Below are 22,620 nucleotides of genomic sequence, written 5' to 3' on the forward strand. Positions count from 1 at the left end.
TCAAAACACGAAGACATGGGCGATCACCGCAATGATGGGCAGTGTGATGGCGGTGCGTAGCAGGAAAACCACGACCAGCTCCCAAAGCTTGATCGGGATCTTCGACTTGAGCAGCAGGGCGCCGATCTCCGACATGTAGATCAGCTGGGTCAGGGACAGGCAGGCGATCACGAAGCGGGTCAGTTCGCTCTCGATGTTGGAGGCCAGCACCGCCGGCAGAAACATGTCGGCGAAGCCTACCAATGTCGCGGGCGCCGCGGCCTGGGCCTCGGGAATTTGCAGCCATTCGAGTACCGGCACCATCGGGTACGACAGCCAGGTAAACAGCGGCGTGAATTCCGCCAGCACCAAGGCCACGGTGCCGATGGCCACCACCAGCGGCAGCAGTCCGAAGAAGATATCGGCAACGTTGAACAGGGCAACCCGCACCAGTTGACCGGGCCCCGGCGCGGTTTCGGCCCGAGCCACTGCTTGACCCAGGCTGAAACGCAGGATACCAATGCCGCCGGTGCTCTCCTCGGCGATCCGACAGCCAGCCGGTTCGTAATAGCTGTTCGACTTGCGCGATAGTGGCGGCAATCGCGGCACGATCACGGCGGCAATCAGCCCCGCGACCAGCACCGTGAGATAAAACTCGATGAAGAGATGGTTGATCTTGATGAAGGAGGCGACCAGCAAAGCGAAGGCAATGGAGACGATGGAGAAATTGGTGGCGATCGCCGCGGCTTCGCGCTGATTGTAATATCCCTGTTCGTATTGCTGGGTGGTAATCAGCACGCCCACGGTCCCTGAGCCCATCCAGGAGGCGGTCGCATCGATGGCACTGCGCCCGGGCAGGCCGAAGATGATTCGGAATGGCTTGCGCACCAGGCTGCCGATAAACTCCATGAAGCCGAAATCCACCAGAAACGGCAGTAGCAGCGCGGCGAAGAAGAAGAACGTCAGTAGCACCGGCGCCAGATCGTTGAGCATGACTCCGCCGGTGGTCGAGGCGGTGATGAAGGTCGGGCCGATCTGGAACAGCGTCATGAGCGCGAAGAGGGCGCCCAGCACCCGCAGGGCGAGCCACAGCCACTCGACGTCGAACAACTCCTTGAGCGGCCCTCGATCGAGCCATGTTGGCTGGGTCAGCTTGACGAGCACCGTCAGCCCTGCAGACAAACACAGGATCACCGTCGCCAACGGTGGCAACGCACTACCCAGTAGCGCCTTCAAGCCATCGGCCAGAAAGCCCATGCCGATATTGATGCTTTCGCCAGAGGTGAACGGCACCAGAAACATGCCGATACCAATCAACGAAGGAATCAGGAACTTGAGCAGCCCGCGACGGCTGAATTTGCCGCCGTTGGTGTGGTAGGGGCCGGTGGTCGTTTCCAGTGATGAGGGCATGTCAAAATATCCCGTTGTTTTTTGTGAGGTTGTCGCTAGAAACGTTTAGCGCCGTTGAACACCGGGCAGCACACACAGCATTTCATAGAGCAGGGTCGCCCCCATCAGCGCAGTGTTGCCGCTCTGGTCATAGGGCGGGGAGACCTCCACCAGATCGCCGCCGACCACGTTCAGTCCCCAGGCGCCGCGCACGATCTCGAGCCCCTGTTGAGCGGTGAGGCCGCCCATTTCGACGGTGCCGGTACCGGGTGCCACGGAAGGGTCAAGGCTATCGATATCAAATGAGATATATACCGGGCCGTCGCCCATCTGTTCACGCACCTCTGCCATCAAGGGCGCCAGCGACTTGTACCAGCATTCCTCGGCCTGAACCACGCGAAAGCCCTGATCGCGGCACCAGTCGAAATCGTCCGCGGCATAGCCGGTGCCGCGCAGGCCGATCTGCACCACGCGCTGGCTGTCCAGCAGGCCTTCTTCCTGAGCGCGGCGGAACGGGCAGCCGTGGGCGATTTTCTCACCGAACATGTGCTCGTTGACATCGGCATGGGCATCCACATGGATCAGCCCGACCGGGCCATGCTTCTTGGCGATGGCGCGCAGCAGCGGCCAGGTCAGGGTGTGATCGCCGCCCAAGGTCAACGGCGTGCAGTCATGAGCGAGCACCTCGTTGTAGAAGTCGGTGATGATGTCGAGATTCTTGGGCAGGTTGAAGGTGTTGATCGGCACGTCGCCGATGTCCGCCACCTGCAGGCTGTCGAAGGGGGCGGCCTTGGTCGCCATGTTATAGGGGCGCAGCATGCGGGACTCGTCGCGGATCTGGCGCGGCCCCAGCCGGGTACCAGGACGATTCGAGGTGCCGATGTCCATGGGAATGCCGATGAATGCCGCATCCAGACCGGCGGCGCTTTCCTGAGTCGGTAGGCGCATCATGGTGGCCGGACCGCCGAAGCGGGGCATATCGTTGCCGCCGAGCGGCTGATTGAAGGTCGGCTTGTCGTTCATGTCGATCGTTTCCTTGCAAGTGATTCGCTCTGGCCATATCGATGGGCATTTCTTACTTGCTTGCAGGGAATGTGCCAACGTTCAAGTGTCTGTTTTCTGGCACTATGAGTGCTATTTGATTCAATAATGGATCATTTGAGGTCGTGATCGATTCATTTATGTATTATTCGATTCATAAATGAATCGATGCAGGAAGCAGCTCATGACCGATATCGGCAGTGCAGTGCTCAAGACCATCATCAATACAGCTCATGACCACTTCTTCATCGTCGAGGCCAGTGGCCGAATTCTCGATGTCAGTCCGGGAAGTGCGGCGGTCTATGGCCTGAGCCGTGAGGAGCTTTGCACCAGCACCGTGCAGGAGCTGGTCGAGCGCGGTGTGCTTTCACCCTCGGTGACCATGGAGGTGATCCGTACCCAGCAGCCGGCGCAGGTGTTGCAGCATACCGGCACCGGGCGGCGAGTGATCGCTGAGGCGCATCCGGTCTTCGTCGACGGCAAGCTCGCGCGTATCGTCTCCCGCTCCATGGATCTCACCGATCTGCAGCTGCTTCAGGACGAGTACAAGCTGCTCCAGCAGCGCTTCAGTGAGCACCTCATGCGCGGCGGTTCGGCTTCGTTGGAAGATGACCTGGGGCTTGATGAGTTGGAGGTGCGCAGTGGCGTGATGCGCGAGGTGGCGCTGCTGATCAAGCGGGTCGCACCCAGTGACGCCACCGTGTTAATGCTGGGTGAGTCCGGGGTCGGCAAGACCGCCTTCGCGCGTCAGTTGCATCGTTGGAGCGCACGTCATTCCGGCCCCTTCATCGATGTCAATTGTGCCGCCATACCCGAATCCTTGTTCGAGTCGGAAATGTTCGGTTATCAGCCCGGCGCCTTCAGCGGTGCGGCCCGTCAGGGCAAGGCGGGGATGCTGGAAATGGCCGAGGGCGGCACGCTGTTTCTCGATGAGATCGGTGAGCTTCCGCTGGCCATGCAGAGTAAGCTGCTCAAGGTGATTCAGGATGGCCAGATCACTCGGCTCGGCGATACGCGGGCGCGGCGCGTGGATTTCCGTCTGGTGGTGGCCTCGAATCAGGATATTGCCGCCCGGGTCGAAAGCGGCGCCTTTCGCCTCGATCTGTATTACCGGCTCAATGTCATCCCGCTGACGTTACCGCCTCTGCGCGAACGCCGTGAGGACATACCCGGATTGGCGGAATTGCAATTGGAGCGTCTCAATCATCGTTATGGTCGTACCAAGGTGCTGCACCCCAGCGTGTGGCCTGAACTCATGGGGCGCGACTGGCCCGGCAATGTGCGGGAGCTGGAGAACTGGATGGAGCGCGCCTGGCTCGCAGCGCCGGAGGAGGTGATCGGTGCCATTGGCGACCATGTTTTATCATCGAGCCTGGAGCGGCGCGCCCCAGCGGTAGAAACGCAAGCTGCTTCGAGCCTGCCATCGGAGGGGCAAACGCTCAAACAGGCACTCGATGCCTATGAGGGAGAGATTCTGGGATCGCTCTGCCATCAGGTAGCCAGCACCTACGCCTTGGCCGAGCGACTTGGCATCAGCCAACCCAGCGTGGTGCGTAAACTGAGAAAGCATGGCCTGCGCATCGGTTCGGGAAAAGCGAATTTCTCGCCGTAAACGACGACACCCCGCCGGAGCGGGGTGTCGAGCCTTGCATGAGGTTATTCGATACGGATGCCCGATCAAGGCAACTCCTCTTCTTCGGCATTCTCCTTCTTTGCCGGGATCAGATCCTCCCGCTCCAGCTTGATCACGATCAGCAGCGCCGAGGCGACGTACACCGAGGAGAAGGTACCGATACCCACCCCGACGATCAGCGCCAGGGCGAAGTTATGGATCATATCGCCCCCCAGTACCAGCAGCGCCAACAGCACCAGCAGGGTGGTGCCGGAGGTCGCCAGGGTACGGGCCAGGGTCTGGTTGATCGACTCGTTGAAGATCATCGCCATATCGTCGATGCGCGATTTGCGGATGTTCTCGCGAATTCGGTCGTAGACGATGATGGTGTCGTTGAGCGAATAACCGATGACGGCGAGTATTGCCGCCAGTACCGTCAGGTCGAACTCGAGCTGAAACAGCGAAAACACGCCGAGCACGATGATGACATCGTGAATGAGCGCCAACAGCGCACCCAGCGCGAACTTGTACTGAAAGCGAAAAGCCACATAGAGCATCACCACGCCCAGAGCCACCAGCATGCCCAGGCCGCTCTGATCGCGAAGCTGGCCACCGACCTGAGCACCGACAAATTCTGCGCGCACCAGGTTCACGCTTTCACCGCTCTGGCGCAGAATGTCCGTGACCCGATTGCCGACATCCGGATCGAAGGCCTGCTGCAGACGCACCAGAATCTCGTTGGCGGTACCGAAGGTCTGTACCGACACATCCCGGAACCCGGCGCTTTCGAGCAGTTGGCGAATCGCATCCAGGGCCGGCGCGCTGGCGTAACGCACCTCGACCAGGGTGCCTCCGGTGAAGTCCAGTCCCAGATTGAGTTGCTGGAATAGAAGAGTCAGCACCGATAGCAGCAGCAACACGCCGGAAGCGATGAAGGCGTAGCGGCGCTTGCCCATGAAATCGAACTGTCGCATCGCGTAAGCCCCTTAAATCCAGAGTTTCTTGACGGGTTTGCCGCCAAGCGTCAGATTGACCATCGCCCGGGAGACCAGGATGCCGGTGAACATCGAGGTCAGAATGCCCAGAGAGAGGGTGACGGCGAAGCCCTTCACCGGCCCGGTGCCGATCGAGAACAGGATCACCGCGACCAGCAGGGTCGTCAGGTTGCCATCGATGATCGAAGTGAAGGCGCGCTCATAGCCGGCATGGATCGCCTGTTGTATCGGCATCTTGGCGCGCAGCTCTTCGCGTATGCGCTCGAAGATCAACACGTTGGCATCCACCGCCATCCCCAGAGTCAGCACGATACCGGCGATGCCCGGCAGGGTCAGAGTGGCACCCAGCATCGACAGGGCGGCGATCAACAGCACCAGGTTGGTCGCCAGGGCCAGGTTGGCGACTACGCCAAAAGCCTTGTAGCGGATCAGCATGAACAGCACGACCAGCAGCAGACCGAGTTCGACGGAGAGAACGCCTTGCTCGATATTGGCCTTGCCCAGGCTCGGGCCGATGGTGCGCTCGGCGACGAAGTAGATCGGTGCGGCCAGGGAACCGGAGCGCAGCAGCAACGCCAGTTCCTCGGCTTCGGTGGGGGAGTCCAGTCCGGTGATACGAAAGCTGTTGCCCAGCGCGCTCTGGATGGTGGCCAGACTGATGATGCCCCGCTCGGTATAGGGCACGCGCTCCTCGACCTGTTCGCCATCCTTCATCACCATGCGCGTGCGTGTCTGGTTGTCGATATAGACGACCGCCATGGCGCGCCCGATGTTCGAGCGAGTGGCACGGTTCATCAGCGTGCCGCCGGTGCCGTCCAGGTTGATGTTGACCTGGGGACGTCCGTTTTCATCGAAGCTACGGCTGGCGCTGGAAACGCTGTCACCGGTGATGATGACGTCGCGCATCAGCTCGGCGGTGCGCTGCTCATTGTTGCGAAAGGCGATGGTCTCGGTCTCGTTCTCCGGCGTGTCCGGACGAGCCTCGAGACGAAATTCCAGATTGGCGGTCGCGCCGACGATACGCTTGGCGGCAGCGGTGTCCTGTACCCCGGGTAACTCGACGACGATGCGACTCGGACCCTGACGCTGCACCAGTGGCTCCGCCACCCCCAGTTCATTGACGCGGTTGCGCAGCGTGGTGAGGTTCTGGTTGATGGCGTAGTCCTGAATCTCGGTGACCTGCTGTTCCGTCAGTGTCATGGCCAGCATCGCGCCACGACCCGCCTCGCGGTCCTCGTACTGGAAATCGGGGAATTCCCGGCTGATGATACGGCGGGCCTGGCTACGAGCGTCCTCGTCGATAAAGGTCAGTGTCAGCGTGCGATCCTCGATCTGGGTATCCCGGTAGCGAATGCGCTCATCCCGCAGGCTCTCGCGGATGGCGCTGGCGTTGACTTCCAGGCGCTGGGTGAGGGCGGCTTCCATATCGACTTCCAGAGCGAAGTGCACGCCGCCGCGCAGATCGAGCCCCAGATTCATGGGCGATGCCCCCAGGCTCTCGAGCCAGGCCGGCGTCGATTCCGCCAGGTTGAGCGCCACGGTGAAATCGTCGCCGAGGGTTTCGTTGACGATGTTGCGCGCCTTGAGCTGGTCGTCCGCGTCTGCCAGGCGGATCAATGCGCCGTTGGCTTCATCGTCGATACGTTTGACGGCGATGTCGGCCTCATCGAGGGCGCTTCGCAGACGCTCGAGCTGACGCTCGTCGAGGGTGACATTGGCTCGAGAGCTGCTGATCTGAACTGCCGGGTCCTCGGGATAGAGGTTAGGCAGGGCATAGATCAGACCCACGATGAGCACGACAAGTATCAGCAGATACTTCCACATTGGATAGCGGTTGAGCATGGAAGCCCGGTCCTTGTTGCTACACGATGAAGACGCTGCCGATGGAATGTCGGCAGCGAGAGGGCGGAATCAGATGGACTTCAGGGTGCCCTTGGGCAACACGGCGGCGACGGCGTTCTTCTGCACGCTAACCTCGGTGCCTTCGGCAATTTCCATGGCGATGAAGTCATCGGTGACCTTGGTGATGCGACCGATCAAGCCACCGCCGATCACGATCTCGTCACCCTTGGAAAGGTTGCTGATCAGCTGCTTGTGCTGCTTGGCGCGCTTGGATTGCGGGCGCCACAGCAGGAAATAGAAGATCAGCACGAAGCCGACCAGCATCACGATCTGGGCGATACCGCCGCCTGCTGCCGCGCCGCCTTCGGCGTGGGCCTGGGAGATGAAGAAATCCAGCATGTGTCAGTGTCTCCTGGACAATTTATATGAAGTTGCGAATAGAGAGCCGAATACTCCGAATTCAGCCAAAAACGATCTTCCCTGAGGGTTCTACAAGGATGCTGCTCGGTCGTGTGCGATTCTTGCTCAGTTCTCGCCAAGAGCTCAATCCGGCGCATCGGGTACCGGTAATCCACGCTGCGTATAGAACATTTCCACGAAGTTCGCCAATGTACCCGCTTCGATAGCACCGCGCAAACCGGTCATGACCCGTTGGTAATAGCGCAGATTGTGGATGGTATTGAGCATGGCGCCAAGCATCTCGCCACAGCGGTCCAGATGGTGCAGATAGCCCCGGGAGAAGTGCCGGCAGGTATAACAATCGCACGCTTCCTCGAGCGGGCGGATGTCGTGGCGATGCTTGGCGTTTCGAATCTTGATCGTGCCCTCGGCGGTAAACAGGTGCCCGTTGCGGGCGTTGCGGGTCGGCATCACGCAATCGAACATGTCGATGCCGCGACGCACGCCCTCGACCAGGTCCTCGGGCTTGCCGACGCCCATCAAGTAGCGTGGCTTGTTGTCCGGCATCCAGCTCGGCAGATAATCGAGCACCTCGATCATTTCTTCCTTGGGCTCGCCCACCGACAGCCCGCCGATGGCCAGGCCGTCGAAGCCGATGGCCTCGAGCCCCTCAAGAGAGCGCTTGCGCAGCTCCGGGTACATGCCGCCCTGAATGATGCCAAACAGCGCCGCGGGCGAATCGCCGTGGGCGTCTCGGGAACGCTGGGCCCAGCGCAGGGAAAGCTCCATCGAGCGTTGCGCTTCTTCCTGGGTGGCCGGATAGGGTGTGCATTCGTCGAAGATCATCACGACGTCGGAGCCCAGCGCGCGCTGTACCGCCATGGACTCTTCCGGTCCCATGAACACCTTGGCGCCATCCACCGGTGAGCGAAAATGCACGCCCTGTTCGGTGATCTTGCGCATCGCGCCCAGAGAGAAAACCTGGAAACCGCCGGAGTCGGTCAGGATCGGCCCCTGCCACTGGGAGAAATCATGCAGATCGCCATGGGCTTCGATCACCTCGACGCCGGGGCGCAGCCACAAGTGGAACGTGTTGCCGAGGATGATCTCGGCCCCGATCTCCCCGACGCTCTGTGGCGTCATGCCCTTGACCGTGCCGTAAGTGCCCACCGGCATGAAGGTGGGGGTTTCCACCGTGCCTCGGGGAAAGGTCAATCTGCCGCGACGGGCACGCCCGTCACTGGCTAGACGCTTGAAACTCATGAAGCATTCGTTGCGCATGGGATTCTCGAAAATCAGGAAATCGTTGGCGCGCGGGTCAAAAACATCGCATCGCCATAACTAAAGAATGAATAACGATGGACGACCGCTTCCTGATAAGCCCGCATCACGGGGTTGAATCCCGCAAACGCCGAGACCAGCATCAGCAGCGTCGATTCCGGCAGATGAAAGTTGGTCACCAGGGCATCGACGCAACGCCATTCATAGCCTGGATAGATGAAGATATCGGTCTCGCCTCGAAAGGGCGCTATCTCGCCATTCGGGCTGTTCGCGCACGCACTTTCCAGGCAGCGCACACTGGTGGTGCCGACCGCGACGACTCTATTGCCGCGAGCACGGGCGGCGCGCACCTGTTCGCAGACCGCCTCATCCACCTCGAGCCATTCGCTGTGCATATGATGCTCGCGGATATCCTCGACCCGTACCGGCTGAAAGGTGCCCGCACCCACGTGCAGGGTGACGAAAGCGTGTTCGATGCCGCGTTCGCGCAAGGCATCCATCAGCGGCTGATCGAAATGCAATCCCGCGGTGGGCGCAGCCACGGCACCCTCGCGTCGCGCGTAGATCGTCTGGTAGCGCTCCCGATCGGCGAGTTCATCTTCTCGCGTGATATAGGGCGGCAAGGGCATGTGCCCGTGGCGTTCGAGCAATTCGATCAGGGGCCTATCGCCGTAAAAGCGCAGTTCGAACAGTGCTTCTTGGCGACCTTCGACCACGGCGCGGATATCGCCTTCAAAGACGAGTTCGGTGCCGGGCTTGGGCGACTTGCTGGCCCGGATGTGGGCCAGGCCCCGATGGGCATCCAAGGGACGTTCGAGCAGCATCTCCACGCGCCCCCCGCTGGCTTTATGGCCATGCAGTCGGGCAGGAATCACTCGAGTGTCATTGAATACCAGCAAATCCCCGGGGATGAGCAGTTCGAGCAGGTCGGTAAAGCGCCGATGCGCCAGTTCGCCAGTTTCACCCTCTACACACAGCAGGCGACAATCGCTGCGCTGCTCGGAGGGATAACGGGCGATCAGTTCGTCTGGGAGATCGAAATGGAAATCGGCACGCTGCATGAAAACGGGACTGCCAGGCAAGATGAAATGATAGTGACGCCGAGCGGATGATGGTGTCGACCGCTCGATAGGGCGCACATGATAGCCGAGTGTGGCTTCCAAGTCAGTTCATCAAGCCAGGTCAGGAAGCCGGTCGGCATTGACGCAGCGTCGAAGCACCGTATAATGCGTTCCCGTTGCCGGTGTGGCGGAATTGGTAGACGCAGCGGATTCAAAATCCGCCGCTAGCGATAGCGTGTCGGTTCGAGTCCGACCATCGGCACCACAAATTCAGCAAGTTAGCCTTCCTTCCTTGCATTACTCCCTATCACGGCATATCGTCCAATGACGCCCTTTTATTGGGACAGGTATTGGGACAAGCCGATATGCCGAGAAAAGCCCGCGAGTTATCCGCTCTTGAGGTAAGACGTCTGACAGGCCCTGGCCGCCATGCGGTTGGCGGTGCCGATGGCCTATTCTTGCGAGTGACTCAGGCTGGTAGCCGGTCATGGGTGCTGCGCTATCCCACCGGCGAGAAACGTCTATCTGCCAGCGGCAAGCCGTTTGCCGTCTATCGCGACGTTGGCTTGGGCAGCTATCCCAATACCAGCCTGGCCAATGCCCGCAAACAGGCCGAAGCGATTCGCGAAAAGCTGGCTAAAGGTGTCGACCCGCTCATCGAGAAGAAGGCCGCCAAGCAGGCACGTCGAGCCGCTGAGCTGCGTCGTCTGTCTTTTGCCCAGGCAGTCGCTGCTGTGGTGAAAATCAAGCAGGCCGAGGCGAGCAATGCCAAGCATGCCGGCCAGTGGGCTACTACGCTGGCGACCTATGCCGTCCCAGCGCTAGGCACCATGTCTGTGGCCGATATCGAGTTGGCTCACGTAAAGCAAGCGCTTGAGCCTATCTGGCAAGACAAGCCCACCACCGCCGCCCGAGTGCGCCAGCGCATCGAGACGGTTCTGGCATGGGCAACTGCCCACGGCCACCGAACTGGCCCCAATCCCGCCGCCTGGAAAGGCAACCTCGACGCCGTACTACCGGCTCCGAGCAAGATCACGAAGAAGGCGCACCATCGCGCCATGCCCATCGACGCAATGCCCGAGTTCTGGAAGCGGCTGTGCGGACGTGACGATATGCCGGCCAAGGCGCTGGCTTTTGCGATCCTGACCGGCAGTCGATCCGGCGAGGCACTAGGCGCCCGCTGGCAAGAGTTCGATCTGGCTGGTGCTACCTGGACAATTCCGCCTGAGCGCATGAAGGGCCGCCGTGAGCATCGTGTGCCGCTGGCGCCGGTGGCTGTGGAGTTGCTGCGCTCACTGCCTCAGGGTGATGAAGGGCTGGTATTCACGCGCGACAAGGGCCGCAAGCTAGCCGACCGAGCAATGACCGACCTGCTGGCCGCCATGGGCGAAAAGGAGCGGGCAACCGTTCATGGCTTTCGCAGCACGCTACGCGACTGGATGAGCGAGCGCACTGCAACCCCGCATGACGTGGCTTAGATGATCCTGGCTCACGCCATTGGCAATCAAGCCGAGGCCGCCTACCGACGTGGCGACTTGATGGTCAAGCGAGCCCGGGTGATGAAGCAGTGGGCCGCCTTCCTTAGCACCGCGCCAGCACAAGCCGGAAGCGTAACCCCGATCCGTGAGAACAAGGTGGCCGCCGAATAGCTGGTGCCATCGACCCCGTTGGCTGGCCTAGGGTAGCTCCCGAACGTGCGGCAAACTCCACCGTGCTGGCCAGTCTCTCTCAATGGAGTGAACGTGAGGAGTGGCGCAATGGCTGAAGGTGAACAGCAGCGGGGGCTCAGTATCCCAAAGCATGTTTCTCGCCATTTAGAGATCACCGGTGCTGAAGGCCAAGTATCTCCCATACGGTGGCACGACAACCAAGACCTTCCAAAAGCAGGCCAAGCTCTTCTTCTGGAAATGTTGGAGGAGATCCGGCGCATAGAGGATGTTGGTGACAGCGCTTCGAAAAGATATAAAGAAACCAAGTTATGCGCGACCTTGATCGAACATTTACTAGCTTTGTCTGAAACATCAATTTCAGATGCCAATTCAATGGCCGCATTACTTCTTGGTTATTTGTATCGCGGGCTCTCGCTTCCCAGTGAAAAGCGCTACGAAGCTGTGAGTCAGGAGACATTTCGATTTCTCTACGCAGAGTACAGCCGAGGAAATAGTAACCTCAAAAAGGCGCAGCAGCAGGGACGTGATTGGATGAAGCGCAAGGCTGCCGAAATATGGGAGCAGGATCATACTCAGCAATTTCGTATTGCAGATGTTGCCAGTAAGGTGCAGTCCATGGCAAAGCAAGAAGCCGAGCGGCGCAAGAAGCTGGGTGACACCAAGCCGCTAACTTGCTGGGGAACGAACCTGGCAACTATTAGAAGAAATATCAAGCAGGTGGCGCCAGCGTACGCCAAACAAGCAGGTCGACCACGGAAAACCTAGACAGCAGTACTCCCGTCAATTTTTCCTGCCTCCCTACCTCTCTAACCTTGGTCATGCATCCCCTATCAAGAGGAATTAACGCATGACCCCCGAGACCATCCGCACTTGGCTTGCTGCCAAACAAGTCGCATCCCGCTACGAAGTTGGCATCGCCACCGTCTGGCGCTGGGCACGTGACCGGCAAGACTTCCCGAAACCCAAGAGACTGGGCGACAACTGCACCCGTTGGCGCCTGGCCGATCTTGAGCAGTGGGAAAACGAGCGGGAGGTGGCCTAATGCTTGCCCATACTACCCCGTATCGCTTTGCCCGAGACGCCGCCGAGACGATCAATGCCCGCCTGCTGGTACCTCTTGGCGGCCTTGAGACTTTCCACGAAGCACACCTCAGCCAATAACCATCGTCGTGAGGCGAAGGAGAAAAAATGACGGACATGAAAAAGCCCGCGCAACGGCGGGCCATTCCAAGTAATTCGAGCGTGGCGGCTCATCGGCATTCTATCATCGAGGCCGCCCTGGCAGAAGCGCTGATCGAGCGTGGCGTCACCGTCCCGGCCCTTCGTGCCGATGGCGAGATTCACCGCTTCGACGCTCCGGACAAGAAACGCGGCAACCTGTCCGGCTGGTACGTAGTGCCGACGCATGAGGTGGGCGTGTTCGGCTTCTGGCACACCGGCGAGCAGCAGACCGTCACCCTGCGGGGTGAATACGACCCCATCGCTGCCGAGCAGGCCCGTCAAGCTGCCGAGAGGGCGCGCAGAGAGCGCCAGCAGCAACGGGTGCAGGATCAGGCCAGGGCAGCATCCCGAGCCCGGGAGACGTGGCTACAGGCCGGCTTTGCCTTGGCAGAGCATCCCTACCTGCTGGCCAAAGGCGTGCAGCCGCACGGACTCAAGGCCCAGGGCCAGACGCTGCTGGTGCCGCTGTTCTTCGCCGGGAAGCTGGTCAACCTGCAGCGCATCGCTGCCGATGGCGCCAAGCGCTTCATGAAAGGCGGCCGGATCAAGGGCGCGGCGTGCCCTGTGGGCCGGATCGCTGGCGCTTCCACCGTCTACATCTGCGAAGGCTGGGCCACTGCCGCCACCATCCACGAGACCACTGGCCACCCGGTCGTGGCTGCGATGAACGCCGGCAACCTGGAGCCCGTCGCTCGGCGCCTTCGTGCTTCCCTGCCTGACGCGGAGATCATCATCGCCGCGGACAACGATCGGCACACCGCAGGCAATCCCGGTTATGCCGCCGCCCACAAGGCTGCCGAGGCCATTCGGGCCGGCCTGACCTGGCCGCGCTTCCCCTGCACCGATTGCAAGTGCTCAGACTTCAATGACCTGGCCAAGTGCAAGGAGGCGCAATGAACATGTTAGAGCAGCTTAACCGCCCCGCCAGCGTGACGCCTGACCCCAAGCCGCTGCCGGACAGCCTGCCGCCGGTGCCGGCCTTCGAGCCCGAGATGCTTCCCGTGGATCTGTGCGATTACGTCATGGACGTGGCGCAGCGTACCCAATGCCCGCCGGAGTATTGCGCCATCGCTGCCCTGGTGCTGCTGTCGGGGCTGGCGGGCCACAAGGTGCGTCTCCGGCCCAAGCAGCATGACGACTGGGAGATCGTGATCGTACTGTGGGGGCTGCTGATCGGCGATCCGTCGATGATGAAAACGCCCGCCATCAAGGCCATGCGCTTTGCCCTGGATGCCATCGAGGCCGACCTACGCCGCGACTTCGAGAACGCCCAGGCCGAGCACGAGGCCGATGCCGAACTGCACGAGCTGGCCAAGGCCGCTGCCAAGAAGCAGGCCAAGGGGTTCGCCGACAAAGGCGATCTGCAGGCCGCCAAGGACGTGCTGATGAACGTGGACGAGCTGGCGCCGCCCAAGGCACCGCAGCGCTTGACCATGAACGACGCCACCGTGGAAAAGGCCGGCGAGCTGATGAACGAGAGCGAGCATCACCTGACCATCGTGCGCGATGAAATGGCAGGACTGCTGAGCAAGATGCAGCAGGAGGAGTACGCCGCCGACCGCGCTTTCTACCTCGAATGCTTCAACGGCGACTCGCGCTTCACCTATGACCGCATCGGACGCGGCACCGTGGCCATCGAGCGCTGCGCCCTCAACCTGATCGGCGGCATCCAGCCCAGTAAGCTGGCGCCCATCGTGCGCGGCGCGCTCAAGGGCACGGCCAATGATGGCTTGATCCAGCGCTTCCAACTGGCCGTCTGGCCCGACCCGGTACGCCACTGGGAATGGATCGACCGCTCACCCGATCCTCGCGCCAAGGAACGCTATGCGCAGACCTTCTATCGGCTCCACAGCCTCGACCTTGGCACCGACGAGGACGGCAACCCGCCGGCCTGGCGCTTCACCGAGATCGCGCAAGGGCACTTCATCGAGTGGATGACCGAACTCAACCGGGAGTGCCGCAGCGGTCGGCTGTCACCGCTACTGGCCGAGCACTTGATGAAGCTGCCTAAGACTGTCGGCAGCCTGGCCCTGCTGTTCGCGCTGATCGACGGCGAGCACGGTAGCGTGAGCGAGACATCCCTGCTGCGCGCCCTGGAATGGGCCGACTTCCTGACCCAGCACACCGAGCGCCTGTACAGCGCCGCGTCCAACCGTGACGTAGAAGGCGCCCGCCTGATCCTCAAGCGTCGCGCCAAGCTGCCCCAGCCCTTCAAGGCCCGGCAAGTGCAGCAGCGCGGCTGGGCCGGACTGGATACGTCCGAGGCGGTGCAGTCGGCCCTCGATCTGCTGGACGAGCACGGCTACCTGACCGCCATGGAGACGCCAACCGCAGGACGACCGCGCACCGATTACTGGTGGCATCCCGACTTCATTCCCCAGGAGGTGGCGTAATGGGACGTTGGCTCGAAAAAATCCCGAAAAGCCCCGGTCAGCACCCCTACAAAACCTACAAAAGCCCTTCCGTAGGTTCTGTAGGTAGCCTACCCGGCACTTTTGCAGAAAAAACAGCGGTGGCCCATGCGCCCGTCGAAGCACCGGCGCCAGCCGCCACCCACGAGATCGACAGCATCATCGATGCCTTGGCGAATCAGGTAGGCCGTGACCTAGGCCCCAGGCTCGAGCGCCACATACGTCAGGCCCTGGCACCGCTATCGCGTGGTGCCCGTGCCGAGCTGGCGGCTGTCATCGATGACGCCTTCGAGGTGGCCAACAGTGTGGAAGCCGCCCGATGGCAATGCCACCGGCTGCTGCGCAACGAACAAGCGCTGCAGGCCGCCATGGCGGTATGGCCCGACTATCCGACGCCAGCGGAAGGAGATCTTCATGCGTGAAGCTGCCAACGAAGCCCGGCGCCTGGCTGCCAGCCTGAGAGTCACCCGGGCCACCCTCGCCGCCGAAGCCGAGGCGATCGAGGATGCGCTACTGAGCGAGCCGAACGACGCCGATCTGCAAACGGTGCTGGCCGTGCTCGAGGACATCGAGACCCGCCTGCCTGCCGGCACCTTGGCGGCGCTGCTGAGGATTCGGCTCAAAAACCTGCAAGCCATCCTGCGCGAATCGCTGACTTTCTCGACCCGATGGAGCAACGAACCATGACCATTACCCGTGAAGCTCTCGCCCAAGCCGCCCGGCAGGGCGCCGGCCTTGCCCATCTGAGCCCCGGCCAGGCATGGGCTGCCCATGACCTTGGTCTGTCGCCGGAGAGCCTGCAAGCCCCGCTGTCGCCGCATCTCGCCGTGCTCCTTGAGCGTAAGGAGTGCATGGCCCGCCGTGCATTCTTCGACCCGGTGGCGCCGGATGATGCCGAAGCGATGATTCGCCAGGCCCATGATGAGACGCACCCGATGTTCCTGCGCGGACCGATCCTGGAGACGCTGCGCGAAGGCATGAGCGAGCTCTATCCCGGGCTCAAGCCCACTGGCGTGAATGATGACGGGCAACCGCTGTACAACCTGGCCAACCTGGCTGAAGTGCTGGGCGCCAGCGAGGACGACCTGCTGGACATGGCCGACGAGAAGGGCATTCGCGACAGCCTGCACACCGGGACGGTGAACCCGCTTCACTGAGCAACCTTAGGAAAACTTAGCCACAAGCCCCGGCACTGCTGGGGCTTTTTCGTCGATACGCAGGAAAGGTACGCAGAGGAGGTTCGAAGGCAAGGTTCGAAAAATAAGCTGCGCGGTAAAGCTGCGCGGCGCGTCACGCACGATGGTCACGCACCTGGCCACGTGCGGGAGCGTTGGCACTGGCTCTTGCAGCCGAGCGCGGAGCCTGTAGACTGAAATCAGCTTTCGCTCTGGTGAACCACTTGCCGGCAATTGGAGCCGCATCAGTCGTACCAGAGCGGAGGCTCCAAGTCCCTGAGATGGCGCCCCCACCTGGCAACAAAGACTGGGATGGCTGGCACCACTCGGGGCTTTTTCGTTGCCGGTTTACAGTTCCGAGCCCGCCAGCGGCGTCGCTCCCGACATGCTGGGAGCCTGACAGACAGCGGCAGCCTGCCAACAAGAGTAACCCTAGGAGAAAATGACATGACCAAGAAACGACAAAAGTCGCCCGCGATCTACCGGCTATCTGATCAAGAGATTGACGACCTGCAGCGTGGAAACAGGGAGTTTATGGAGCGGGCAAAAGAAAAGCTGGCCAACGCCCGTGAGTCGAGGCATCTGGCGCCTGCCGGGCACGACACGCCGCAACAACGTGGCGATTGAGCTATATCAGGTAATGGCATCCAATATCGCCCAAGCGCTTTCCAAGTATTGGGACGAGTATTGGGATGGTAGATAAATATGTAAGTAAGTTATTGATTTATATGGTAGCGTTGCGGATTCAAAATCCGCCGCCCTAAACAGGCGTGTCGGTTCGAGTCCGACCACCGGCACCATTTTTGAATCAACAGCTGGCTTTTAAATAAAGGCGTCTGCTGGTTTCATTATCCCTTCGCTGTGTTGTCTCCTGGTTGTCTCTTGACGTTCTCTATCGCAGAAGACTGCGTCCAGCCGAGAGTGCAAAGGCGCATCCACAATGGTCAGAGCGGTCGCTTGGCCAGTCGGATGCGCGATGAATGTTGTCCCTGTTGCTGTGTGCTCAGGCTGTTCCTAGCAATTCTTCCAGCGCCCGAACCAGCTTGACTTGTGCAGAGGCCTGCTCTCCCCATGCGCGATAAACCTCGATGCTGCTGCTCAACTCATTCATGTCGGATCTCTATGTTGGTAGGTAACGAGGGCTGTCTTTGCAAGCGGTGCTGCCCATATGTCTGGCATGTTTTTCAGCGCTTACATCGATTTTATCGGCAAGCATCCTGGGGGGCTTGAGTCCTTTGAGCAAAAAAATTTTAATTTTTTTTGATTTTATGTCTCATCAAGGATATTAGTTAATTAAACTTAGCATTTTGTATCTTTTCGGTGAATTGCCAAGAAGGTCGTGCATCTACAATGCGTAGGCAACAGCGTTTGTATTCGTCGGGCGCCTACTGGGCGCCCGGTGTTTTTTATAAATGGTTGTGCCGGGTTTAGGGTATGGCATCGAAGGTTTCGCGCATCGGCGTCGCATCAGTTGTAACGATTGGCGTGTCCTTGAAGCTTCTCCAGCAGTGGAAGAATGTCGTCGAGTCCATCGCGATCGAGGGATTCGACCAGCGTATTGAGTGCATCGGCCCGCGGAGCGTCATAGGCGCCGGCATAGGAGTCGACGTGATCGATGCATTCCGAATCACTGTTCTTTGCGCTCAGTTGCTCCAGTCGGTCCAGACGCCCCAGGATCTCGACTTGCGTGACAAGAACGGTCTTGAGTAGTTTTTTTGTGGTTTCCATGGGTACTCCTGCGAGAGATGGCTTCTTTAACGTAGCAGACCTTTGAGCGGTGCTTGCTCATCGCAGTAGGTGAAATGCATAAAATAGCGTATGAATGAAATGATTATTATGCTTTAGTATTAGGTTTGTAGAGTTACCTCCAGGTCAATTAGCGCTTATGATCGTTAGATCAACAGTCTTCGTCTTCTCGGCGAGGACTGTTTTTTTCTTGTCGCTATTCCCACAACCCATGATAGAAGGAGTCGTCGATGTCACGCCCCGTGATTGTCGTAAACCGGCTGGACGCCGAGCGTTTGCAACGCTTGATCGATAATGCCTCTCCAAAGGACGCGGCGGTTGCCGAGGCATTGGAAGTGGAGCTCGAGCGCGCCGAGGTCGTGGATCCGACCGAGATTCCGGCGGATGTCGTGAGCATGAACAGCCAGGTGCGTTTCACCGAGTTGAGCCGAGATACTCAACTGACCCGTACCCTGGTCTACCCCCATGCGTTGGCTGATACGCCGGAAGGCTTGTCGGTCATGGCGCCGGTGGGAGCGGCTCTGCTGGGCATAAAGGCGGGTGAGGTGATCGATTGGTCCTTGCCGGACGGACGCCGTATTCAACTGCGTGTCGACGCTGTCTTGTGGCAGCCTGAAGCGGCCAAGCAGTATCACCGCTAAGGAAGCGGGCGGATGCCCTTGACGCTATGGCTGTCGTTGGCCGCGATATGCGCCCTGGGAGCGATGTCGCCGGGGCCGAGCCTGGCCATGGTGCTACGTCACACACTGGGAGGCGGGCGTGCCCCCGGCGTGATTGCAGGGCTCAGTCATGCGTTGGGGGTGGGGGTCTATGCGCTACTGACCGTCTGGGGACTGGGTGCGATGATCGTGCACCAGCCATGGATGTTCACGCTGATTACCTGGGGAGGAGCCGCTTACCTGGCCTGGCTGGGAATCAAGGCGCTGCGCGCCGGGCGGCATGGAGCACTGAACGCAGGCGCCATGGCGACCAGCCCAGCGTTGGCGGCCCGCGACGGGGTGTTGGTGGCCCTGGCCAATCCCAAGCTGATCCTGTTTTTCGTGGCGCTGCTCAGCCAGTTTGTCAGCGCCGACATGGGCGCATTTGCCAAGGCAGTGATCGTGGCCACAGCGGCATCGATCGACGCCGCCTGGTATGTACTGGTGGCCGTTGCGTTCTCTCATTCGCGAGTGCTGCCTTGGTTGCAAGCTCGGGCGCACTGGATCAATCGCATCACCGGTGTACTGCTGATCGCGCTGGCGCTGCGTGTGGTGCTGGGGTAGCTGGAGTAACAGTCCGGCAAGCGTTCAGTGTTCGTGTTGATCCGCTGTCTGACTTCCTTCGTCGGCTTCCTGAACCCACACCTCGAGGGTGACGCTGTCACGGTCGGCAAACTCCAGGGTGATGGGAAAACGATCGCCTACCTTCAACGGTTGCTCGAGTCCGATCAGCATCAGATGTTCACCACCGCCGGGACGCATCTTGAGTGTCTCCCCCGCTGCCACCTCGAGACTGTCCAGGCGACGCATGCGCATCACGCCATCCTTCATGGTCATGTCGTGAATCTCGACCACCTTGCTCACCGGAGAGCTGGCGGCGACCAGCGAAACGGGATCGTCATCAGTGCTGATATCCACATAGGCCGCGCCGTTGGGTGCCCCAGGCGGCGTTGGGGTGGCGAAAGGATGAATCAGGCGTAGCCCGTTATCCTTCGTTTCATGGGCAGAGGTTTGGGTGGTGAATACAAGACCCGTGATCAGGAGAAAGACAAAAAATCTGAATAGGCGTGGCATGCTGTTTCCTCGTGGGGGGGGCTGAAACCATAGGGTAACCCAATGCTTTGCATCCGAATATCATCGATCAACCCGCGATGCGTTCAAGAATGGCTTCCAGGGGAGCATCAGAAGGCAGGACCCCATAAACCGGGCTGGTACCGCTCGGGCCTAGACGGCTACGACAGAATGTCTCGGCGATTTCCTGAGGGGCGTGGCGCAGCAGCAGTGCTGCCTGAAGGCATTGCGCCATGCACTGGGTCAGCCAACGAGCATTGGCTTCGAGGACCTCTGCCGGTTGATGGAGCAGGGTTTCCAGCTGGCTCACGGTATTATCGAAGGGGTGCGAGTTTCCTTGCACACGCTTGAGCTCGTCACGCAGGGCGTCGATGCTTTCCGGATGACGCGCCATCACCCGCAGCACGTCGAGACAGATGACGTTGCCGGAGCCTTCCCAGATCGAATTTACCGGTGCTTCCCGATACAGCCGCGCCAGGGGTGTCTCCTCCACATAGCCGATACCCCCCAGGCACTCCATGGCTTCGGCCATGAAGCCGGGGCCGCGCTTGTTGTGCCAGTATTTACCCAGGGCGGGCAAAAGCCGCGACAGGGCGCGCTCGTGTTCATCATCGGGTGTGTCGAAGGCCCGCGCAGAGCGCATCGAAAGTGCCAGGCTTGCCTCGGTTTCCAGGGCCAGATCGGCGACGACGCGGCGCATCAGGGGCTGCTCGCTAAGGCGTCGGCCGAAGGCGTGGCGTTCCCGGACATGGCTCCAGGCCTCGAGTAGCGCTTGGCGCATCATGCCTGCAGGGGCGGTCGCCGCATCGAGCCGCGTCTGCTGCACCATCTCGAGGATGGTGACGATACCCCGGCCCGGATCGCCGATCGCTTGCGCCCAGGCGCCGCGATATTCGATTTCCGCCGAGGCGTTGGCACGGTTGCCACATTTGTCCTTCAAACGTTGCAGTTCGATGGGGTTGCGCTCGCCATCCGGAGTGAAACGTGGCACCAGGAAGCAGCCCAGTCCGTCATCGGTTTGAGCCAGGGTCAGGAAGGCATCCGACATGGGGGCGCTGCAGAACCATTTGTGGCCGGTGAGGCGATAACCATCACCGTCTCTCGTTGCTCGAGTGGTATTGGTGCGAACGTCGCTGCCGCCCTGTTTCTCGGTCATCGCCATGCCCAGGGTCACGGCAGATTTCTCCCACGCCGGTACCGCCCGCGGGTCGTAATCCCAGGCCAGCAGACGCGGACGCCATTCGTCAAAAATGCGCGGCTCTCGGCGCAGCGCCGGCAGGGCGGCATGGGTCATGGTGATCGGGCAGCAGACGCCTGGTTCGGCTTGGGTGAGCAGATAGAGTGCGGCGATGTGGGCCTGGTGTCCGCCCTGATGTTCCTTTTCCCAGGCGACGGCGTGAAAGCCCTGATCGCAGGCCAAGTGCATCAGTTCGTGATAGGCGGGATGATAGATCACCTCATCGAGACGACGGCCGTGACGGTCGAATAGTCGTAGCGTCGGCGGATGGCGATTGGCTTCTGCTCCCAAGGCTTGAACATGATCACTGCCTACCGCTCTAGCCAATGGCGTAAGACGTTGGGTGAGCCAGTCCGGCGCCTCCCGGGCCAGCGCCTCGCGCAGGGGCTTGTCGAGGGCCAAAAGATCGCGATCCGGTGCAGGCGCGGGCTGGTTGGTGACCTCATGAGTGGACAGTTGATGGCGGGGTGCATGATCAGTCATCACGATGCTCCTGGTTTAATTGAGCATAAGCACTTGAGCATGGAACCGTCCTGACGCAAGGTCAAACGTTTGAAATTACATCAGGCAAGTTTGTCGCTCACTCACGAAAAGACCGTCTGTGCTCGGCATGGGATATGAGAAGGATACAGCCGAGAGAGGAAGGTCTGGAAGCGATGTCGAATCCGCTGCGGCTTGCGCCGAAGGCGCCAGGGACGGATCATGGGCGGATGTGCTCAATCTCCAGTAATGGATTATGCATATTTATACACAGGACTGTCGCACCTATAGCGGCGAAGCGTTCAATCTGCGCGCCCTGCGTGGCCAGGTCTTGCTAGTGACCAATGTTGCCAGCCGTTGCGGCTACACGCCTCAACTTGCCGAACTCGAAAGGCTCTATCGCTGTTATCGCGATCAGGGGTTCACTGTGCTGGCTTTTCCCTGTAACCAGTTCGCTCACCAAACACCCGAGTCGGCGCAGGAATTTGCCGGCTTTTGCGAACGCCAGTACAGCGTTACCTTTCCCGTCATGGAAAAGGTGCATGTCAATGGTCGCCGGGCGCACCCATTGTTCGTGCTGCTTCGTCGTCAAGCCCCCGGGCTTTTGAAAAGTACCTCGATCAAGTGGAATTTCACCAAGTTCCTGATTGGTCGCGATGGTCAGGTCATTCGCCGTTTTGGGCCGCGAGCGTCCAGTCGGGATATCGTGCCCAGTCTCGAAACCGCCTTGGATACGCCTTTTTCGGCCTGAGCAGGAGCTTAAAGTGAGTGTCCGCGCACCGCCATCAGTCGGGTCATCAATAGATTCCAGCGGTGACGCGTCATCATGGTGGAAAGCCCGGAAAATAGCGTCCAGAATCCTTTGCGCCACCCACGCAATCGTCGTTGATGCACGACCAGCTGCGTCAGCAGGCGCTGCTCATCGAAGGCTCGCCATTCGCCGGCAATCGATAACTGATGGCGCGAGAGTACCGGAGCCAGTTCCAGACGAAATATCCATTCAAGCTCTTCAAGACCCAGGCCATGACGTTCGATGACCTCGATCATATGCGTGTAATCGCTTTCACGAGGTTCTCGTTCCAGCCATAAGGGGGCCAGTGCCAGCCACAGCTCGCCGCGTTCGGCGATCAATACTTCGATCTCTTGTTCGCTCATACGCGTTACCTTCATTGTCTTGGTGGCATCTTCGAGGAACACTACCTTGGGCACAAGAGCGAGCGCTTGGGGCGGACAGTGCCGCGATGAATCGCTAGAATAGCCGCAACACATCAATAATGCCCCGGCTAACCGGGATGACATGCTTGTCGAAAAG

Annotated in this window: 25 protein-coding genes and 1 tRNA gene; 15 read left to right on the forward strand and 11 right to left on the reverse strand. The window is 60.3% G+C overall.

Features of this window, described 5'->3' with window-relative positions:
• Both ACPF7Z_RS11025 and speB read right to left on the reverse strand, forming a co-directional pair.
• Positions 1-1,389, reverse strand: coding sequence for a YjiH family protein (locus ACPF7Z_RS11025; protein WP_425193296.1), 1,389 nt, complete (start codon positions 1,387-1,389; stop codon positions 1-3).
• Between the two features lie 45 nt (positions 1,390-1,434).
• A complete protein-coding gene (gene speB, locus ACPF7Z_RS11030) occupies positions 1,435-2,391 on the reverse strand; it encodes an agmatinase (protein WP_425193297.1) in 957 nt (318 codons plus the stop codon).
• 202 nt (positions 2,392-2,593) lie between these two features.
• On the opposite strand from speB, the gene ACPF7Z_RS11035 reads away from it, so the two are divergent.
• Positions 2,594-4,021, forward strand: a complete 1,428-nt coding sequence (locus ACPF7Z_RS11035) for a sigma-54 interaction domain-containing protein (RefSeq protein ID WP_425193298.1) — start codon at positions 2,594-2,596, stop codon at positions 4,019-4,021.
• A gap of 65 nt (positions 4,022-4,086) precedes the next feature.
• Here ACPF7Z_RS11035 and secF read toward each other — a convergent pair whose 3' ends face one another.
• From secF to queA, 5 genes are all read right to left on the reverse strand, one after another.
• Entirely contained in the window at positions 4,087-4,995 is a 909-nt protein-coding gene (secF, locus tag ACPF7Z_RS11040) for a protein translocase subunit SecF (RefSeq protein WP_425193299.1), read from the reverse strand.
• A 12-nt stretch (positions 4,996-5,007) separates the two neighbouring features.
• Positions 5,008-6,858 carry a protein translocase subunit SecD gene (gene secD, locus ACPF7Z_RS11045; RefSeq protein ID WP_425193300.1) on the reverse strand — a complete coding sequence of 617 codons (1,851 nt, stop codon included), beginning with the start codon at positions 6,856-6,858 and terminating at the stop codon, positions 5,008-5,010.
• A 69-nt stretch (positions 6,859-6,927) separates the two neighbouring features.
• Complete coding sequence (gene yajC / locus ACPF7Z_RS11050) at positions 6,928-7,257, reverse strand: preprotein translocase subunit YajC (RefSeq protein WP_299240626.1); 330 nt, start codon at positions 7,255-7,257, stop codon at positions 6,928-6,930.
• 144 nt (positions 7,258-7,401) lie between these two features.
• A complete protein-coding gene (gene tgt, locus ACPF7Z_RS11055) occupies positions 7,402-8,538 on the reverse strand; it encodes a tRNA guanosine(34) transglycosylase Tgt (RefSeq protein WP_425193301.1) in 1,137 nt (378 codons plus the stop codon).
• 14 nt (positions 8,539-8,552) lie between these two features.
• On the reverse strand, positions 8,553-9,599 hold the full coding sequence (gene queA / locus ACPF7Z_RS11060; RefSeq protein WP_425193349.1) for a tRNA preQ1(34) S-adenosylmethionine ribosyltransferase-isomerase QueA: 1,047 nt from the start codon (positions 9,597-9,599) through the stop codon (positions 8,553-8,555).
• A 178-nt stretch (positions 9,600-9,777) separates the two neighbouring features.
• On the opposite strand from queA, the gene ACPF7Z_RS11065 reads away from it, so the two are divergent.
• From ACPF7Z_RS11065 to ACPF7Z_RS11115, 11 genes are all read left to right on the forward strand, one after another.
• Positions 9,778-9,864, forward strand: a tRNA-Leu gene (locus ACPF7Z_RS11065).
• Between the two features lie 100 nt (positions 9,865-9,964).
• Positions 9,965-11,077, forward strand: coding sequence for a tyrosine-type recombinase/integrase (locus ACPF7Z_RS11070; RefSeq protein ID WP_425193302.1), 1,113 nt, complete (start codon positions 9,965-9,967; stop codon positions 11,075-11,077).
• Entirely contained in the window at positions 11,078-11,248 is a 171-nt protein-coding gene (locus ACPF7Z_RS11075; RefSeq protein ID WP_425193303.1) for a hypothetical protein, read from the forward strand.
• A gap of 108 nt (positions 11,249-11,356) precedes the next feature.
• The gene (locus ACPF7Z_RS11080; protein WP_425193304.1) at positions 11,357-12,034 is read left to right on the forward strand and encodes a hypothetical protein; all 678 of its coding nucleotides are present in this window, start codon (positions 11,357-11,359) and stop codon (positions 12,032-12,034) included.
• A gap of 82 nt (positions 12,035-12,116) precedes the next feature.
• Positions 12,117-12,311, forward strand: a complete 195-nt coding sequence (locus ACPF7Z_RS11085) for a helix-turn-helix transcriptional regulator (RefSeq protein ID WP_425193305.1) — start codon at positions 12,117-12,119, stop codon at positions 12,309-12,311.
• Between the two features lie 146 nt (positions 12,312-12,457).
• Positions 12,458-13,387 (forward strand): toprim domain-containing protein, encoded by a 930-nt coding sequence (locus ACPF7Z_RS11090; protein ID WP_425193306.1) that lies wholly within the window; start codon positions 12,458-12,460, stop codon positions 13,385-13,387.
• Positions 13,384-14,883: a YfjI family protein gene (locus ACPF7Z_RS11095; protein ID WP_425193307.1), complete on the forward strand. Its 1,500-nt coding sequence runs from the start codon at positions 13,384-13,386 to the stop codon at positions 14,881-14,883. The genes ACPF7Z_RS11090 and ACPF7Z_RS11095 overlap by 4 nt, the downstream gene beginning before the upstream one ends.
• Positions 14,883-15,323, forward strand: coding sequence for a hypothetical protein (locus tag ACPF7Z_RS11100; RefSeq protein ID WP_425193308.1), 441 nt, complete (start codon positions 14,883-14,885; stop codon positions 15,321-15,323). Before ACPF7Z_RS11095 ends, ACPF7Z_RS11100 begins: the two co-directional genes overlap by 1 nt.
• Positions 15,316-15,588, forward strand: a complete 273-nt coding sequence (locus ACPF7Z_RS11105) for a hypothetical protein (RefSeq protein WP_425193309.1) — start codon at positions 15,316-15,318, stop codon at positions 15,586-15,588. The genes ACPF7Z_RS11100 and ACPF7Z_RS11105 overlap by 8 nt, the downstream gene beginning before the upstream one ends.
• Positions 15,585-16,058: a hypothetical protein gene (locus ACPF7Z_RS11110; protein WP_425193310.1), complete on the forward strand. Its 474-nt coding sequence runs from the start codon at positions 15,585-15,587 to the stop codon at positions 16,056-16,058. Before ACPF7Z_RS11105 ends, ACPF7Z_RS11110 begins: the two co-directional genes overlap by 4 nt.
• 465 nt (positions 16,059-16,523) lie before the next feature.
• Positions 16,524-16,703 carry a hypothetical protein gene (locus ACPF7Z_RS11115; protein ID WP_425193311.1) on the forward strand — a complete coding sequence of 60 codons (180 nt, stop codon included), beginning with the start codon at positions 16,524-16,526 and terminating at the stop codon, positions 16,701-16,703.
• Between the two features lie 840 nt (positions 16,704-17,543).
• On the opposite strand, the gene ACPF7Z_RS11120 is transcribed toward ACPF7Z_RS11115, so the two are convergent.
• Entirely contained in the window at positions 17,544-17,804 is a 261-nt protein-coding gene (locus ACPF7Z_RS11120; protein ID WP_425193312.1) for a hypothetical protein, read from the reverse strand.
• A 248-nt stretch (positions 17,805-18,052) separates the two neighbouring features.
• On the opposite strand from ACPF7Z_RS11120, the gene rnk reads away from it, so the two are divergent.
• Entirely contained in the window at positions 18,053-18,463 is a 411-nt protein-coding gene (gene rnk, locus ACPF7Z_RS11125) for a nucleoside diphosphate kinase regulator (protein WP_425193313.1), read from the forward strand.
• Between the two features lie 12 nt (positions 18,464-18,475).
• Positions 18,476-19,084, forward strand: coding sequence for a LysE family translocator (locus tag ACPF7Z_RS11130; RefSeq protein ID WP_425193314.1), 609 nt, complete (start codon positions 18,476-18,478; stop codon positions 19,082-19,084).
• A gap of 24 nt (positions 19,085-19,108) precedes the next feature.
• Here ACPF7Z_RS11130 and ACPF7Z_RS11135 read toward each other — a convergent pair whose 3' ends face one another.
• Positions 19,109-19,594: a copper chaperone PCu(A)C gene (locus ACPF7Z_RS11135; protein ID WP_425193315.1), complete on the reverse strand. Its 486-nt coding sequence runs from the start codon at positions 19,592-19,594 to the stop codon at positions 19,109-19,111.
• A gap of 67 nt (positions 19,595-19,661) precedes the next feature.
• The gene (locus tag ACPF7Z_RS11140) at positions 19,662-21,311 is read right to left on the reverse strand and encodes an acyl-CoA dehydrogenase family protein (protein ID WP_425193316.1); all 1,650 of its coding nucleotides are present in this window, start codon (positions 21,309-21,311) and stop codon (positions 19,662-19,664) included.
• Positions 21,312-21,564: 253 nt separating this feature from the next.
• Between ACPF7Z_RS11140 and ACPF7Z_RS11145 the strand changes: the two genes are divergently transcribed.
• Positions 21,565-22,059 carry a glutathione peroxidase gene (locus ACPF7Z_RS11145; protein ID WP_425193317.1) on the forward strand — a complete coding sequence of 165 codons (495 nt, stop codon included), beginning with the start codon at positions 21,565-21,567 and terminating at the stop codon, positions 22,057-22,059.
• A gap of 8 nt (positions 22,060-22,067) precedes the next feature.
• On the opposite strand, the gene ACPF7Z_RS11150 is transcribed toward ACPF7Z_RS11145, so the two are convergent.
• Positions 22,068-22,463 carry a DUF7079 family protein gene (locus tag ACPF7Z_RS11150; protein WP_425193318.1) on the reverse strand — a complete coding sequence of 132 codons (396 nt, stop codon included), beginning with the start codon at positions 22,461-22,463 and terminating at the stop codon, positions 22,068-22,070.
• Positions 22,464-22,620: the final 157 nt, after the last annotated feature.

The sequence above is a fragment of the Halomonas sp. GXIMD04776 genome (assembly GCF_049808615.1).
Classification (GTDB): domain Bacteria; phylum Pseudomonadota; class Gammaproteobacteria; order Pseudomonadales; family Halomonadaceae; genus Modicisalibacter.

What these genes read in the sequence shown, in the direction of transcription:
- ACPF7Z_RS11025 (WP_425193296.1), bottom strand. Translation starts at nt 1,389, where the DNA reads ATGCCCTCATCACTGGAAACGACCACCGGCCCCTACCACACCAACGGC.
- speB (WP_425193297.1), bottom strand. Translation starts at nt 2,391, where the DNA reads ATGAACGACAAGCCGACCTTCAATCAGCCGCTCGGCGGCAACGATATG.
- ACPF7Z_RS11035 (WP_425193298.1), top strand. Translation starts at nt 2,594, where the DNA reads ATGACCGATATCGGCAGTGCAGTGCTCAAGACCATCATCAATACAGCT.
- secF (WP_425193299.1), bottom strand. Translation starts at nt 4,995, where the DNA reads ATGCGACAGTTCGATTTCATGGGCAAGCGCCGCTACGCCTTCATCGCT.
- secD (WP_425193300.1), bottom strand. Translation starts at nt 6,858, where the DNA reads ATGCTCAACCGCTATCCAATGTGGAAGTATCTGCTGATACTTGTCGTG.
- yajC (WP_299240626.1), bottom strand. Translation starts at nt 7,257, where the DNA reads ATGCTGGATTTCTTCATCTCCCAGGCCCACGCCGAAGGCGGCGCGGCA.
- tgt (WP_425193301.1), bottom strand. Translation starts at nt 8,538, where the DNA reads ATGCGCAACGAATGCTTCATGAGTTTCAAGCGTCTAGCCAGTGACGGG.
- queA (WP_425193349.1), bottom strand. Translation starts at nt 9,599, where the DNA reads ATGCAGCGTGCCGATTTCCATTTCGATCTCCCAGACGAACTGATCGCC.
- ACPF7Z_RS11070 (WP_425193302.1), top strand. Translation starts at nt 9,965, where the DNA reads ATGCCGAGAAAAGCCCGCGAGTTATCCGCTCTTGAGGTAAGACGTCTG.
- ACPF7Z_RS11075 (WP_425193303.1), top strand. Translation starts at nt 11,078, where the DNA reads ATGATCCTGGCTCACGCCATTGGCAATCAAGCCGAGGCCGCCTACCGA.
- ACPF7Z_RS11080 (WP_425193304.1), top strand. Translation starts at nt 11,357, where the DNA reads ATGGCTGAAGGTGAACAGCAGCGGGGGCTCAGTATCCCAAAGCATGTT.
- ACPF7Z_RS11085 (WP_425193305.1), top strand. Translation starts at nt 12,117, where the DNA reads ATGACCCCCGAGACCATCCGCACTTGGCTTGCTGCCAAACAAGTCGCA.
- ACPF7Z_RS11090 (WP_425193306.1), top strand. Translation starts at nt 12,458, where the DNA reads ATGACGGACATGAAAAAGCCCGCGCAACGGCGGGCCATTCCAAGTAAT.
- ACPF7Z_RS11095 (WP_425193307.1), top strand. Translation starts at nt 13,384, where the DNA reads ATGAACATGTTAGAGCAGCTTAACCGCCCCGCCAGCGTGACGCCTGAC.
- ACPF7Z_RS11100 (WP_425193308.1), top strand. Translation starts at nt 14,883, where the DNA reads ATGGGACGTTGGCTCGAAAAAATCCCGAAAAGCCCCGGTCAGCACCCC.
- ACPF7Z_RS11105 (WP_425193309.1), top strand. Translation starts at nt 15,316, where the DNA reads ATGCGTGAAGCTGCCAACGAAGCCCGGCGCCTGGCTGCCAGCCTGAGA.
- ACPF7Z_RS11110 (WP_425193310.1), top strand. Translation starts at nt 15,585, where the DNA reads ATGACCATTACCCGTGAAGCTCTCGCCCAAGCCGCCCGGCAGGGCGCC.
- ACPF7Z_RS11115 (WP_425193311.1), top strand. Translation starts at nt 16,524, where the DNA reads ATGACCAAGAAACGACAAAAGTCGCCCGCGATCTACCGGCTATCTGAT.
- ACPF7Z_RS11120 (WP_425193312.1), bottom strand. Translation starts at nt 17,804, where the DNA reads ATGGAAACCACAAAAAAACTACTCAAGACCGTTCTTGTCACGCAAGTC.
- rnk (WP_425193313.1), top strand. Translation starts at nt 18,053, where the DNA reads ATGTCACGCCCCGTGATTGTCGTAAACCGGCTGGACGCCGAGCGTTTG.
- ACPF7Z_RS11130 (WP_425193314.1), top strand. Translation starts at nt 18,476, where the DNA reads ATGCCCTTGACGCTATGGCTGTCGTTGGCCGCGATATGCGCCCTGGGA.
- ACPF7Z_RS11135 (WP_425193315.1), bottom strand. Translation starts at nt 19,594, where the DNA reads ATGCCACGCCTATTCAGATTTTTTGTCTTTCTCCTGATCACGGGTCTT.
- ACPF7Z_RS11140 (WP_425193316.1), bottom strand. Translation starts at nt 21,311, where the DNA reads ATGACTGATCATGCACCCCGCCATCAACTGTCCACTCATGAGGTCACC.
- ACPF7Z_RS11145 (WP_425193317.1), top strand. Translation starts at nt 21,565, where the DNA reads ATGCATATTTATACACAGGACTGTCGCACCTATAGCGGCGAAGCGTTC.
- ACPF7Z_RS11150 (WP_425193318.1), bottom strand. Translation starts at nt 22,463, where the DNA reads ATGAGCGAACAAGAGATCGAAGTATTGATCGCCGAACGCGGCGAGCTG.